Source organism: Microbacterium sp. BG28, assembly GCF_034044005.1.
Lineage (GTDB): Bacteria > Actinomycetota > Actinomycetes > Actinomycetales > Microbacteriaceae > Microbacterium.
In genome coordinates, this window is the sequence record NZ_JAXCHA010000002.1 from 517,599 (window position 1) to 530,403 (window position 12,805).

The window sequence follows — 12,805 nt, forward strand, 5'->3', positions numbered from 1 at the left end:
CGGGGGCATAGCCCCTCTGGTCTGCACTCCTCTCTTCCCTTCCCGAAAGGTCTGCCATGACGAACGCCACCGACACCAAGCCCACCCGCGCCCGCAAGGCACCGTCCGACCGCCAGGCAAAGACGCCCACGGCCGCTGAGATCGCCGAAGCCAAGCGGGCACAGGACGAAATCAACGCCGAGTTGCTGGCCGGCATGCCGGAGCTGCGCCCGGCGCACCGTTTCCGCCTCGCGCACCGGAACGCCTTCCACAACCTCCTGCTCGACGCGACTGCGTCCGGTGCGTTCGATCGCCCGGAGCTTGACTTCGACCTCGCCGACCCCGACGACATCGCCGCCTTCAAGAAGCTGCAGAAGTTCGTCGAGTCGATCGACGTCTGGGCGGAGAGCATCGCGGTCGACGCCTCCGACTACGCCGAGTGGTCGGAGGGCAAGACCGAGGACACGTTCATCGCTCTCTTCAACGTCTACCGGGAGGCTCTGGGGGAATCGACCGGCTCCGAGAGCTGATCGACGAACTCGATCCTCACGGAGCCCTCCGCGCCGACCTCGCGGAGTTCTATCAGCTCAACATCGACGACGTCTGGGACGGCCGCCTGGACCCCTGGCACGTCATCGTCCTCACCGAGCAACTTCAGCTCAACCCGCGCTCGCGCGTCTTCGCCATCCGCGGCGGAGCGCCCGAGCTGCAGGGCTGGGATGCCGCCACCGTCATCGCCGCGCGCACACACAACCTCATCCTCAGCCTCATCGGCGGGCTCTCCAAGGGCCAGGACATCAAGCCCCACCTGATCGAGTACCCCGGCCGAAACGTCGCAGAGGAAGAGGCAGTGCCCAAGACACTCGCCGAGTTCATCTCCACGCACATCGACACGGGCCGCTTCGACGCCTTCATGGGCGGGAAGGAATAGCCGATGGCATTCAATCCGGGACGCAACGTCGGACGCGTGTCGATCCGCACCGTGCCCGACACCACGGGCTTCCGACGAGATCTCATCGCCGACCTGCGCCGCATCCAGAAGACCACGCGCATGGTCGTCGACGTCGTCGCGAACGTGGATCGCGGCTCCCTTCGGCGTTCCATCGAGGAGCAGTCGAAGGGGCTCACGCTCCCGAAGGTCGAACTCGACGGCGAAGTGAACGTCGACAAGGCGAACGTACGGAAGCAGAAGCTCCGTGAGCAGATCCAGCGCCAGATCGACGCGTTCGGCGACTTCAAGACCAACCTCGCGGCACAGGTCAAGGACAAGGAGCGCTTCGAGCGCGAGATCAAGCGCCTGGTCGACCGGGCGGAGCGCAACGAGGTCGACATCCCGGTAACCGTGTCGACGGCGATCGCGAACTCGCGCCTCGCCTATGCGTCGCGCACCCGCGTCGTCGACTTCATCGTCCGCGTCAACAAGGCGAGCCTCACATCCGCGGCCACGACGCTCGCCGCCCTGTCCGGCGCCCGATTGTCGTACGAGTGGGTCGACAGCATCTCGACCTTCGCCCGCGACCTCGACAAGAACCTTCCGTCGATCCTCAACTGGACGACCGGAATCACCTCTCTCGGGGCGGGCCTCTTCGCCGCGACCTCGGGCGTTGTCGGGTTCGGACAGGGGCTCGTCGCCCTCGCCCCGGGTCTTCTGCTCGTGCCCGGCCTCATCGCGAACGCGACGGGGTCGATCATCGCCTTGTTCGTGGCGCTCAAGAACTCCAAGAAGGAGCTCGCGCCTCTTGCCGACTCGATGAACGAGCTCGGGGAGATCATCAACACGACGTTCTGGGACCGCGCTCGGCAGCCGATCATCGATCTCGTCACAAACCTCATGCCCCAGTTGCGGGACTCGTTCCGAGACATCTCAGAGGGCATCGGCGACTTCACGGCCGAACTCTCCCGCGCCTTCGGCGAGGAGTTCGCGAACGGCCGACTCGAGAGCATCTTCCGCGGCATCGCCGACGGTTGGCGCGTGCTCGCCTCTGGTGCTGACGGCTTCGCCGGCGCGATGGTCTCACTCTCGCAGGTCGCCGCCAACTACACGCCGCGCCTGGCGCACTGGCTGGTTCGGCAGGCCAACACCCTCGACTCGTGGCTCGAACGGACTGCGAACAGCGGGCAGATGGACAACCTCATGCAGGGCGCCATCGACAGCGTCTACGCACTCTGGGATGCCACGACCGGCCTCGCGGGCGTGTTCTCCGGCCTCTGGAAGGCCGCCGACGACGCCGGCTCCGGCGGACTGCGCGGATTCGCGGACATGATGCAGGAGTGGAAGCGCGTCGTGAACGGCGTCGACTTCCAGCGTGGACTCACCGCGATCTTCCGAGGCTCGTACGAGGCTATGGACGCCTTCGGCCGCGCCGTCGAGGCCGTCGGACGCCTGTTCTCCGACCGCAGCTTCTCGATCGAGACGTTCATCGGTTCGGCCGGCACATTCGCTGGTGGGCTCATCGAGGCGATCGCGGAGGCTCTGAACTCTGCTGACTTCGCGGTCGGCCTGCTCGAGTTCTCGAGCGGGCTCGAGAGAGCGCTCGGCGCCATCAAGCCCTCGTTGCAGCCCATCGCTGACACCTTCGGGCAGTTCCTCGGACTACTCGGTGATCTTGCTGCCACGATCCTCCCGACCGCGACGGGCGCGATCTCTGCGCTCATGCCCGCTGTGCAGAACGTCATCAGCGCAATTCGAGACACCGGCATCCTCCCGCTGCTCTCCTCGACGGTGTCAGACATCGCGAACCTTCTCGGCCCCGCGGTGGCTGACCTGGTCGAAGCACTCACGCCGGCGGTCGTGGACGCGTTCAACCTCCTCGCATATGCCCTCGATGGGCTGGCACCGACGGTCACCACGTTGGTCGACGGACTCGTCGAGGTGCTGGACGGCCTCAATGCGTGGTCCGACGCCAACAAGGGGTTCTTCGAGAGCATCACCCTGTCGCTCACGCCGGATGCCGACAAGTGGGAGACGCGGCTCGAACAGATGATCGGCGGCAACGGCTACCAACTCCGCAACAGCAAGGGCTTCGTCCTGCAGGGGCTCGACAAGGGCGACGAGGACTCTGTTCGCAGCTATGCCCAGTCGATCGTCCGCGTCTACGAGGACGAACTCCGCACCGGTGGCCCCGCCGCCGGACAGGCGTTCCTTGACGGGGTCAAGAACGTGGACATGCCGGGTGAGCTCATGGCGGAACTCGAGAAGACGTTCGGCCCCGACCTCGAACCGAAGTTCAAGCAGAAGGGTAAGGGCGCCGGGGGTGGGTTCAGCCGCGGTTTGGCACAGGGCATCATCCTCGAGCCGCTCGACATCAGCACGCCCCTGCAGACGAACCTCGATACCCAGCTCTCCGGCTCCGGCTCCTGGCTCAAGGGGCGTGGCGGCGAGACCATCCGAGGCTTCCAGTCCGGTGCGGACAGCGAACTCCCGAACACCTCGGGATGGTTCGGCGGCCTCGGTGGTGTCCTCTCGCTCGCAGCAGGCGGCGCGGGGGGCTGGCTCTCAGGCAGGGGCAGCGAGACGGTCTCAGGGTTCGGTTCCGGCGCTCAAGGCGCATGGCCTGGGGTTGGCCTCTGGTTCGCTTCGCTCGGCTCCCTGATCTCCATTCCGAATGCGTCGGGGATTCTCAACCCCGCCGGTGCCGCGATCATGGGCGGATTCCTTTCCAGCCTCCGCGCGGCTTACACAGGCGTCCAGGAGTTCATCAGTGGCATCGCCGGGTGGATCAAGGACAACAAGGGCCCGGAATCGTACGACCGGAAGCTGCTCGAGCCCGCTGGTGGATGGATCATGTCCGGCTTCCAGCGAGGTCTCGAGCGCGGGTTCCTGCAGGTGAAGTCGCGCGTCTCGACCTTCGCGGACGAAGTGCGCGACCAGCTCGGGCCGCAGCTCGGAAGTGACATCGAGGCAGGCCTGTCGGCCAGCATGCGTCTCTCCGAAGCGATCACGTCCGCAGCATCCGGCGCCTCAACGGCCGACGCCCCTTCCGCCCTCGGCGGACGCGGCGACTCCGACGTCACGGTCAACCAGTACATCACCACGCAACAGACCGACCCCGAGCTGCAGATGCGCACGTGGGGCCGGGCCGCGAGAGGAGCGTTCGCAGCCGCATGACGGACTCGACGATGACCTACGGTCCCATCACCCTCGCCGGCTCGGCCCGCTCCGGGTGGTCGTTTGGATCGCTGACCGGGTGGTGGGGACAGAGCGCCGACAAGAGTGAGGTGCGAGAGCGCCCCATCACCCACGGCGCATTCCCCACCCTCCGGTCGGTGCGCTCGGCGCGGGTGATCTCGTTCACGGCGAACTTCCTCAGCACCTCGCAAGCCGAGATCGAGGACGCCATGGATGAACTCGCGAGCATCGGCGCGGAGGCGCCTGTCCGCGTGAGCATTGCCACACCCAGCGGCGACACGTGGCGCACCGTGAAGGTCGAAGCGTGTGAACCGCTGAACTACCGAGCCGGGCTCGGCTTCGCCCGGCTGGCGGTCGACCTGACCGCAGAAGATCCGCGCCGGTACGCGACAGGGGAGTGGCAGTCGACCACCCCTCCTTCGCCCGGCACTGGCCCGTCCTGGCCGCTCAAGTGGCCCGTCACGTGGGCCGGCGGCGGCAGCACAGGGCGCATCACGCTCGCGAACGAGGGGCGCGCACCCTCAAGCCCGCAGTTCCGACTCTTCGGCGAATCAGCCGCGACGACGATCACCTGCGTCGACGACGGCAGTCGGGTGGGGCTCGGCCGCGGTATCCCCGCAGGCTCCTACGTCGACATCGACTACGCCGCCCGGAAGGCCACCCTCGAGGGCGGCTTCGACGTCTCTCGATGGCTCCTCTACAGGGAGTGGTCCGAGGTCGCTCGCGAGAGCGCTCGGACCTACCAGTTCGACGCGGACGCCGCCAACGGCGCGCGCATGGAGGGGAAGGTGGACTCCGCGTGGTGGTGAGGCTCAGCATCTTCGAGACGCGCGGAGGCGCCGTCATCGACGAACTCGAACCACTCGGTCACCGCTGGGAGGAACAGAGCAACACACCCGAGACGGTCTCGCTCCCACTCACCGGTCTCGACGAGTGGCAGAACCTCCTGACGCCGTGGAAGCACTCACTGGCACTCGAGGTGGACGGGCGCGTGCTCGGTGGGCCGATCGTCCCCACCGAGAAGGAGCCAGAAAGCGCCTCAGTGGACGTCACCGCACGCGGCTTCGTGTACATGCTGGGACGCGTTCCCGTCCTGCCCCTGGCCGCCCTCACGCGGCCTCTCGCGCCGAACGGCGAGCCCGACGCGACGCTCGACACCTTCATCAACGGCGTCGACCACGGGACCATCGGGAAGAAGCTGCTGCAGCAGCAGTTGCAGTGGCCCGGATGGACGGACATCCCCATGCGCTTCCACCCGGACCGACCCGGCAGTCGCCAAGAGTCCTACGCGGCGGTGCATCGCAAGAGCATCGCCTCAGCTTTCAGCGACCTCGCTGGGCAGCAGCAGGGGCCGGACATTCGGGTTCGCCTCGAACGCACGGGCGACCGCTCCTTCGGCTGGGTCTACGAGTCAGGCACCGAGGCGCAGCCGCGCCTTCAAGGGGAGGCGCCAATCACCTGGGAGGCGTCGTCTATCGCCGGAATCGGCGTCCGCATCGACCCGTCGCGTATGGGCTCGATCGCGTGGGCGGAAGGCGGACGGGCTACGGACCAGACCCTCATCCGCATGGCGTACGACCCCTTCCTCGTCAACCGCGGCTTCCCCCTCCTGCATCTCGAATCCGAGGCGTCCTACACGACCGAACGCGTCGAGACGTTGGACTCCAAGAACGCCGAGACCCTTCGGACGGCGCGCGTGCCCGCCCAGTTCTGGACGTTCAAGGTGCCCTCGGATTCCCCGCCCTTCCCGCACGAGTACCAGTGCGGTGACCTCGCGACCTTGATGCTCTCGCCCGTCGATCAGTACGCAGTGGGTCTCATCTCGGCGCGCGACATCCCCAACGTGCGTCCGCGCGCAGTGACTCGCCGCATCGTCGGCGTCTCTGGCGCGGCGCGTGCCGACATCACGATCACGTGCGGAGAGTTCTATGGGTGACCCCAAGCCGGGGCGCGAGGGCGTTGAGTGGCTGGTTGACAAGCTCGCGGAGCTGGAACTGGCGATCACAGCGCAGAGCCGCGCGAGCGGCACGCAGATGTACCAGTCGGTGCAGAAGCTTGAGCGCCTCATCGACGACATCCAAGGGCAGATCGACGAGTGGGCGACCACTCGATACACCAACGCGCAGGTCGAGGCTCGCATCGCCGCCGGAATCGCCGCCGCGTTCGCGGGCAACGTCTCGATCACCGGGTCGCTGACCGTGAACGGCGCCCTCGCTGCGGCGTCGCTGTCGACGGCTGGCTCCCTGACTGCTGGCGGCGTCGTCACCCTACCTGGCGCGCGCGGCACCTCTCTCGTCAGTGCATCCGGTCGCGTGACGGCATGGATCGGCGGCGACGGCCGCCTCGGACACACGAGCTGACGCCCACTTCATCTACTGAACAGGAACCTCATGCCACTGACCACGCCATTCCCGACCCAGGACCCCGGCGGCATCCCCATCGAGGCGACGCGACGCGCGCTCGGTGGAATGGTTGTCCAGTCGGCCGCCGGCGTGCACCGTGCGGGCGTCTTCCCCTCCGGCGCGGGCGCTCTCGTCACGGGCCGACCTTCGATGGCCTACGACATCAGCCCCTTCCAGGCGGCGACGTCCCGGAAGTTGGGCGGTGTCGAGTTCGTCACGAACGACGGCGTCGCGACCGTTCCTACGGATGCAGCGCCGACGGCAAACTCGCGCATCGACGTCATCTATGTGCTCTGCCGCTACAACGTCTACGCGGACTCGGTGAATGTCCCCACGTTCGGCGTGGCGCGTGGAGCAGCCGCCCCCAGCCCCGTGAAGCCGACACTGCCGGAGGGTGCGCTCGAGCTCGCGACGGCGGTGGTCACGTCGGCCGACACGACCACCGCGACCGTAGTCATCACGCAGACGGCTCAGTTCACCGCCATGGCCGGCGGCGTCGTAAACGTGCGCAACAGCGCACAACTGGATGCTTGGGCCCCCGCGAACGGCGGGCGCGCGTTCCGGATGGACAACAGCGTCGAGTACGTGCGAGTCAGAGGCGCGTGGGTGGCGACCGACACCGGAGAGATCATCATCAACCCGAACGGCGGTTGGAGCGCCCTCCAAGCGCTGAGCGTGCGCGTGCGGAATGGAATGGCGTCGCTGAACGGCCGCCTCGACGCGGGCTCTGGCGCGACGGTGAACGGCTTTCAGCTCCCCGCGGAAGCGAGGCCGGCCGTCGAACGCGTCACGAGCGTCATGACCAGCTCGAACCTCGTCCAGACCCTCATCATCCAGCCGACCGGCAACGTCGTGTTCTTCAACCTGAGCTTGCCGGCGAGCGACTACCGGATGGCGAGCGTGCCCCCTTGGCCGGTCACTTACTGACCCGCCGGTCCCACTCACTTCATAGAACGGAGAGCGCATATGCCTCTCGTGCGTATTCGCACCAATCCTGACGGGGAACACGTCCAGTTTCGCCCGGACGCCGCCCGATCGTTCCTTCGGATCGAGCAGCGGCTCGGGCGCCGAGCGGACGTGAACCGCACGGTCGTGCCATACGACGTGCAGATGGATCTCTACAAGAAGCGCCAGCGCGGCGAGTATCCCTACACGGTCGCCCACCCCGAGTTCTCCGACCATGTCTATCGCTCGGACTCGGATGGCGGCAACGCATGGGACACCGACGAGCGCGGCTCATGGCTCGACGACAACGGCTGGATCGCTGACGTCGAAGGTGAGCCCTGGCATCGCCGCTACATCCCCAGTCGAGACAAGCACCGCAACGACCCGACTCCGGCCCTCCCCGCCGCATCCCCCATCTCCGCATCGACCAGTCTCCTGGAGGACGACATGCTCATCATCATCGCCATGAACGACTCGAGCGACGGCACGGTTCGCAAGGGCCAGGCGTACGCCAACAACCTCGCAGCACCCCTCGCGCTGCTCTCGGGCGCCGAGATGGGCGCGCTCGACTACTGGGCGACGAAGGGCATCCCATACCGTCGCGCCGAGTGGGACGGCGACGTGATCCGCAGCGTCATCGACGTGCGCGGAGCCCGACCGCTCGCCACCGATTCCGGCCGCGCGGACTACAGCCGCGTCAACTACTGATGCGCGTCGCGCGCTACGCCGCTTCGGCGCTGTGGCTCGGGTCTTGGGGGTGACAGCACCGTGAATGTCACGCCTCCGGACTGGCTTATCGACTGGTTGGCCGCGGTGAACCTCTGGGACGCTCTGCTGCCCGTCGTCGCGATCGTCGGCGCGTTCATCTGGCTCCGGAAGGTCGGCCCCAAGGCGTGGTCGGGCGCGAAGGCGCTGGCCCACGCGATCCTCAACGCCACCGAGCTCCTCGAGTCGGTGAAGGGTCTCCCGCAGTTCATGGAGCGCACCGACGCGTTCACGACCGAGACGACCCGCGTGCTCGGCGAGCACACAGAGCGCATCGCATCCATCCACCACGAGGTGAACTTCAACACCGGCGGGTCCGTGAAGGACTCAGCGATCCGCACCGAGAGGCAAGTCAAGGCCGTCTTCGCGCGCCTCGGTGAAGTGCAGGAACAGCTCGGCGAGGTCCGCGACGAAATCGTCGACCTCCACGCCGCCGACCGCGGCCTCCGCGAAGACCTCGAGAACACCCAGCCCACAGCCCCAAAGGAGAAGCCCCATGACGATCAGTGACCGCATCGTCGCCACCATCCGTACCGGCGTGCCCACGCTCGTCGGTCTCATTCTGGCCTGGCTCATCACCAAGATCCCGGCCGTCGCTGACGTCATCGCGTTCATCGACGTGCACCTGTCCGCAGTCACGGGCGGCGTTCCCGTCGCGACCGTGCTCGGCCTCGCGGCAACCGCCGGCATCGTGTCGCTGTACTACTACCTCGCCCGACTCGCCGGCTCCCGATGGCCGGCGGTAGAGAAGTGGCTGCTCGGACAGTCGCTCGTGCCCGTCTACGTGGCGCCCGGGCAGACCGTGGTCGCGCTGCCGGCGCCTTCCACCGTGACGCGCACCGAGTACCGTGACGCGCGAGAGGCCGCCGGGCTCGACTGATGTTCGACCTCCCTCGGGGGTTCGTCGCTGGCCGCTTCGTGCAGCACGACGGCGAGACCCCCGAGTCGGGGACGGTGAAGCTGACGCCGCTCACCCCGACGCTCATTGTCAACCCTGACTCGCCCGCCGAGTCGACCACCGCTGTCGGGCCGGCAACCCTCACCATCGACGGGGGAGTGATCCACCCCAAGCCGGTCATCGCCACCCGCTACAAGGTCACGTTCAGCCTCGCGGGCACCATCCGCGCGGGCTTCGAGATCAACGTCACCACCGACCACACGGCCGAGCGTCCGCTCGACCTCACCCTCGCCGCGCCGATCGAGCCACTGCCCACCGTCAAGTGGGTCGTCAACGAGCAGGTGTACGTCGACACCCTCGCTGCACGCGCCGATGCTCTCAGTGCTCGGGACGCAGCCACGGCTTCCGCCACGGCGTCCGCCGTCTCGGCCGAGGGCGCCAACGCGTCTGCCGCAGCGGCAGCAGCCTCCGACGCATCGGCCGCCGCTGAGGCAGGCGTGGCCAGCCAGAGCGCTCAGGATGCGGCGGCTGCCGCGGCCGCGTCTGTGCAGCTCAAGCTCGACACAGAGCAGTACCGCACGCAGGCGTCCGAGTTCTCGGCGTCGGCGCTGCAGTCGAAGCTCGACGCCGCAGCATCGGCGGACGCCGCGTCGACAGCGCGCACGGGTGCTGAGACCGCTCGCGCGGGAGCGGAGGCGGCCGCGAACCTCGCCCTCACGGGCCAGTTCGCCGGGACGACCATCGCGGCGACGGTCAGCCCTGACACGTTGACCACTCCAGGCGTCTACAAGTACGCCAGCGGCTCGGGCAACACGACGGCGCTCGGCTTCCCCGAGGCCAACTTCATCGGCACGATTCAGGTCTTCGCCAGGCAAGCCGGTCGCGCTGTCCAGATCGCGCAGTCCTCGCGGCAGGTCAACATCAACGACGCGTCCCGCTACTGGACGCGGACACAGATCAGCTCCGGCTGGACTTCATGGCGTACCTACGCCGCGCAGCAGACGGTCAGCCCCACAGACCAGCCCGGAGTAGACATCTCCCTCTGGAACGATCAGAACAACGTCTTCCAGGCGATCTTCCCCGTCCGAATCCCCCTGGGCGCGGTCAACCTCGACCTCGTCACGCTCCCCGGTCAGTACTTTCAGACATCAGGGGGCAACGCTACCCTCGCGAACAACTACCCGGTGGCGGGGGCCAACTGCGTGCTGGAGGTGGCCTACTACGGTGGGCACCTCCTTCAGCGGGTTACCCTTCATCGCCCCTCAAGTGGTGGACCGCGTGTGCAGTATCTGCGTGGCCGCGTTGGCGACGCGTCGGCCTTCACGCCGTGGTCCGCGGTGCCTACACAGCGCATCAACAACCCCAGCGACCAGCCGGGCGTCGAGGTCTTTACCTGGGACGATGCGAACAATCGAGAGCTGCAGCTGCTCGGCACCCTGCACCCTGCCCCTGGTACTTCCGCGAACCTCGACACCCTGACGGTCCCCGGCACCTACATCCAGACCTCCACGGTGGCCGCGACCCTCGCGAACAACTACCCGGTCGCGGGAATTGCCGCAGCGATCGAAGTGATCGCGGTCACGGCCGGCGACACAGGCAACCGCCTCCAGCGGGTCACCGCGATGGGCGGGCCTAACGGTCCGGGCCGCGGCTACTGGCAGCGCCGGCGAACCAGCGGCACATACTCCGCATGGGAGTTCTACTCCGCACTCGTGGTCGACCAAACCGCCGGCCGAACGATGTCGCTCTACGACCCGGTGAACCTGCGTATGCAGATGATCTACGGCGACACCGGCTGGCGCGAGGTGAAGGACCAGCTCATCAACGGTTGGACCGCACAGACCGTTCAGATTCGACGGGTCGGACTCATGGTCACGGTGAAGTTCAACGGGCTCGATCCCTCGGCCCGCACTGCCTCGAATGCCTTGGCGTCACTGGCGGGATTTCGTGGTAGCACCGACCGCTTCCTCCTGTTCGATGCCCCGAATGGTCCGGTCACGACCTACCGGGCGAACGCGGCCGGAACGATCGACGTGGTGGCGTTCCAGAACTCGGGCCTTCTCTACGGGGAAGGCACATTCCCCACGAATGACGCTTGGCCAACCATCCTTCCCGGTGTGGCAGTTGGGAGCGTGCCCGCATGAGCACTCACAAGGGTCCCACCGGCGACGAGCACGAGCACGTCGACGTGGACCCGTTCATCCCGACCGGCCAGTGCGCCATCTGCACCGGCCTGGCGATCGACAACCGCCTCCCGGAAGACCGCGGACCGGACAACCCGTACGACCCCGGCACCACGCCGGACAGTGAACCGGTGCCCGACTGAGCACGCGACGAAACGCCCCCTCCTGGCTTCGGCTGGGAGGGGGCGTTTCGTCGTTGCTACGGCTTGAAGGCCGTCTCGCACTCCGGGTGCGCAGGGTCCGGGAGCGTGATGTGGAAGCAGATCTCCGGCAGGCACGACGTGTCGTTGGGGCCATCGCCACTGTTCGCAAGCGACCCGGCCGGACACTTGATCGGTGCTGGCTCGGGCGCGGGGGGCTCGGGCGCGGGGGCGGGTGCGACCTGTTCGGGTGCTGGCGCGGGTGCGGGTTCCTCGACGGGCGGCGGAGCCGGATCTTCCACTGCGGGCGCAACGGTCGGCGTGGGCGTCCCTGTGGGAGTCGGTGTCGGCGTTGCGGTGCGCGTGACGGACAGAGACGGCGAAGCTGCCGGCTCCGGCGTCGCGGACGCTGCGATCGCCCAACTGCCTCCGACGATGGCGGCGACCGCCACCACGGAGAGTCCCACTGCTGCGATCCGCTTACGGTTCATCGTTCCCCCTGTTCCCCGCTCTGAGCCTAGCGCGAGGCGCTGACCCTGCTGCGGATGGTCGTGGTTGTCGGACCTTCGTGTGAAGATCCACGGCATGGCCGACTGGCACCCGATCCTCGCCGCGGACGAGGTGCAGCCTGGCGTCTGGGTGCTCCGCGATCCCCGCGGGAACCCGTACGGGAGTGTGCAGCTCCGCCGAACGAAGGACGGCCCCCGCTACCGAACCGAGCATCGGGGCGAACTCATCGGCTGGGGAACCTCGCTCAGGCAGTCGTGCATGCGGCTGCACCAGATGATGCTGCGTGAGGGAGTGCCGGGGTTGCCGGCGGGGAGTCCCTGGCCCGACAAGGACGGCAACAAGCTCTAGACGCTGCGCGGGGTGAGCGGCATCCACTCGGCCGCCGCCGTCGATCCGTTCGCTGTGGCGACTCATGGCGACCCACTCGGGGGCAGCTCGGCGTACTCGGCGAGAATCCGCGCGACGACCACGGCGAAGTCCTCACCGCGCGCTTCGGCCGCCGCGCGTGCCCGCGCGACGAGCTCGGGATCGACGCCACTCAGCACGTCGCCCGCGTGCCTCTCGCTCACGCTGACAGGATAGGCCGGTGTAATACACCAGGCAATGTGAGGTGCCACGATGGGGGACGTGCCGAACAAGCCAGGGACTCCCGTCCGCGCCGTCCGCGTCTCGGACGACATCTGGCTCCCGGCGAAGGCGAAGGCGAAGAGCGAAGGCATCTTCCTGCCCGAGATCATCCGCGCGGGCCTCGAGGAGTACATCGAGGACTTCGACTACGAAGCATGGCTCGCCGAGCACCCCGAAGAGGCGGACGACCCCCTGACATGACGAGAGCCCCGGATGCCGCCACGCGC

General features: G+C 67.5%; 15 protein-coding genes. 14 read left to right on the forward strand and 1 reads right to left on the reverse strand.

All coding sequences use genetic code 11. From position 1 onward, the window contains the following. The first annotated feature begins 56 nt into the window (after nt 1–56). The 13 genes from SK224_RS08355 (at nt 57) to SK224_RS08415 (ending at nt 12,299) form a co-directional block, all read left to right on the forward strand. The gene (locus SK224_RS08355) at nt 57–509 is read left to right on the forward strand and encodes a hypothetical protein (RefSeq protein WP_320434265.1); all 453 of its coding nucleotides are present in this window, start codon (nt 57–59) and stop codon (nt 507–509) included. Beyond that, a complete protein-coding gene (locus SK224_RS08360; protein ID WP_320434266.1) occupies nt 419–910 on the forward strand; it encodes a hypothetical protein in 492 nt (163 codons plus the stop codon). The genes SK224_RS08355 and SK224_RS08360 overlap by 91 nt, the downstream gene beginning before the upstream one ends. A gap of 3 nt (nt 911–913) precedes the next feature. Then, nucleotides 914–4,087: a hypothetical protein gene (locus tag SK224_RS08365; protein ID WP_320434267.1), complete on the forward strand. Its 3,174-nt coding sequence runs from the start codon at nt 914–916 to the stop codon at nt 4,085–4,087. Then, nucleotides 4,084–4,917: a hypothetical protein gene (locus tag SK224_RS08370; protein WP_320434268.1), complete on the forward strand. Its 834-nt coding sequence runs from the start codon at nt 4,084–4,086 to the stop codon at nt 4,915–4,917. Before SK224_RS08365 ends, SK224_RS08370 begins: the two co-directional genes overlap by 4 nt. Beyond that, nucleotides 4,908–6,044 (forward strand): hypothetical protein, encoded by a 1,137-nt coding sequence (locus SK224_RS08375; RefSeq protein ID WP_320434269.1) that lies wholly within the window; start codon nt 4,908–4,910, stop codon nt 6,042–6,044. Before SK224_RS08370 ends, SK224_RS08375 begins: the two co-directional genes overlap by 10 nt. Next, a complete protein-coding gene (locus SK224_RS08380) occupies nt 6,037–6,468 on the forward strand; it encodes a hypothetical protein (RefSeq protein WP_320434270.1) in 432 nt (143 codons plus the stop codon). The genes SK224_RS08375 and SK224_RS08380 overlap by 8 nt, the downstream gene beginning before the upstream one ends. Nucleotides 6,469–6,498: 30 nt before the next feature. Next, nucleotides 6,499–7,437 (forward strand): hypothetical protein, encoded by a 939-nt coding sequence (locus SK224_RS08385; RefSeq protein ID WP_320434271.1) that lies wholly within the window; start codon nt 6,499–6,501, stop codon nt 7,435–7,437. A 150-nt stretch (nt 7,438–7,587) separates the two neighbouring features. Continuing rightward, entirely contained in the window at nt 7,588–8,163 is a 576-nt protein-coding gene (locus SK224_RS08390) for a hypothetical protein (RefSeq protein ID WP_320434272.1), read from the forward strand. A 60-nt stretch (nt 8,164–8,223) separates the two neighbouring features. After that, a complete protein-coding gene (locus SK224_RS08395) occupies nt 8,224–8,730 on the forward strand; it encodes a hypothetical protein (protein WP_320434273.1) in 507 nt (168 codons plus the stop codon). Then, complete coding sequence (locus SK224_RS08400; RefSeq protein ID WP_320434274.1) at nt 8,717–9,100, forward strand: hypothetical protein; 384 nt, start codon at nt 8,717–8,719, stop codon at nt 9,098–9,100. The genes SK224_RS08395 and SK224_RS08400 overlap by 14 nt, the downstream gene beginning before the upstream one ends. After that, entirely contained in the window at nt 9,100–11,262 is a 2,163-nt protein-coding gene (locus tag SK224_RS08405) for a pyocin knob domain-containing protein (RefSeq protein WP_320434275.1), read from the forward strand. The genes SK224_RS08400 and SK224_RS08405 overlap by 1 nt, the downstream gene beginning before the upstream one ends. Next, nucleotides 11,259–11,444 (forward strand): hypothetical protein, encoded by a 186-nt coding sequence (locus tag SK224_RS08410; RefSeq protein WP_320434276.1) that lies wholly within the window; start codon nt 11,259–11,261, stop codon nt 11,442–11,444. The genes SK224_RS08405 and SK224_RS08410 overlap by 4 nt, the downstream gene beginning before the upstream one ends. A 582-nt stretch (nt 11,445–12,026) precedes the next feature. Beyond that, nucleotides 12,027–12,299 carry a hypothetical protein gene (locus SK224_RS08415; RefSeq protein ID WP_320434277.1) on the forward strand — a complete coding sequence of 91 codons (273 nt, stop codon included), beginning with the start codon at nt 12,027–12,029 and terminating at the stop codon, nt 12,297–12,299. Between the two features lie 62 nt (nt 12,300–12,361). On the opposite strand, the gene SK224_RS08420 is transcribed toward SK224_RS08415, so the two are convergent. Then, complete coding sequence (locus SK224_RS08420; protein ID WP_320434278.1) at nt 12,362–12,520, reverse strand: hypothetical protein; 159 nt, start codon at nt 12,518–12,520, stop codon at nt 12,362–12,364. 49 nt (nt 12,521–12,569) lie between these two features. On the opposite strand from SK224_RS08420, the gene SK224_RS08425 reads away from it, so the two are divergent. Further along, entirely contained in the window at nt 12,570–12,779 is a 210-nt protein-coding gene (locus SK224_RS08425) for a hypothetical protein (protein ID WP_320434279.1), read from the forward strand. The last annotated feature ends 26 nt before the right edge of the window (nt 12,780–12,805 follow it).

Coding starts and splice junctions, on each gene's coding strand:
- SK224_RS08425 (WP_320434279.1), top strand. CDS start 12,570: ATGGGGGACGTGCCGAACAAGCCAGGGACTCCCGTCCGCGCCGTCCGC.
- SK224_RS08405 (WP_320434275.1), top strand. CDS start 9,100: ATGTTCGACCTCCCTCGGGGGTTCGTCGCTGGCCGCTTCGTGCAGCAC.
- SK224_RS08370 (WP_320434268.1), top strand. CDS start 4,084: ATGACGGACTCGACGATGACCTACGGTCCCATCACCCTCGCCGGCTCG.
- SK224_RS08365 (WP_320434267.1), top strand. CDS start 914: ATGGCATTCAATCCGGGACGCAACGTCGGACGCGTGTCGATCCGCACC.
- SK224_RS08385 (WP_320434271.1), top strand. CDS start 6,499: ATGCCACTGACCACGCCATTCCCGACCCAGGACCCCGGCGGCATCCCC.
- SK224_RS08415 (WP_320434277.1), top strand. CDS start 12,027: ATGGCCGACTGGCACCCGATCCTCGCCGCGGACGAGGTGCAGCCTGGC.
- SK224_RS08410 (WP_320434276.1), top strand. CDS start 11,259: ATGAGCACTCACAAGGGTCCCACCGGCGACGAGCACGAGCACGTCGAC.
- SK224_RS08380 (WP_320434270.1), top strand. CDS start 6,037: ATGGGTGACCCCAAGCCGGGGCGCGAGGGCGTTGAGTGGCTGGTTGAC.
- SK224_RS08400 (WP_320434274.1), top strand. CDS start 8,717: ATGACGATCAGTGACCGCATCGTCGCCACCATCCGTACCGGCGTGCCC.
- SK224_RS08355 (WP_320434265.1), top strand. CDS start 57: ATGACGAACGCCACCGACACCAAGCCCACCCGCGCCCGCAAGGCACCG.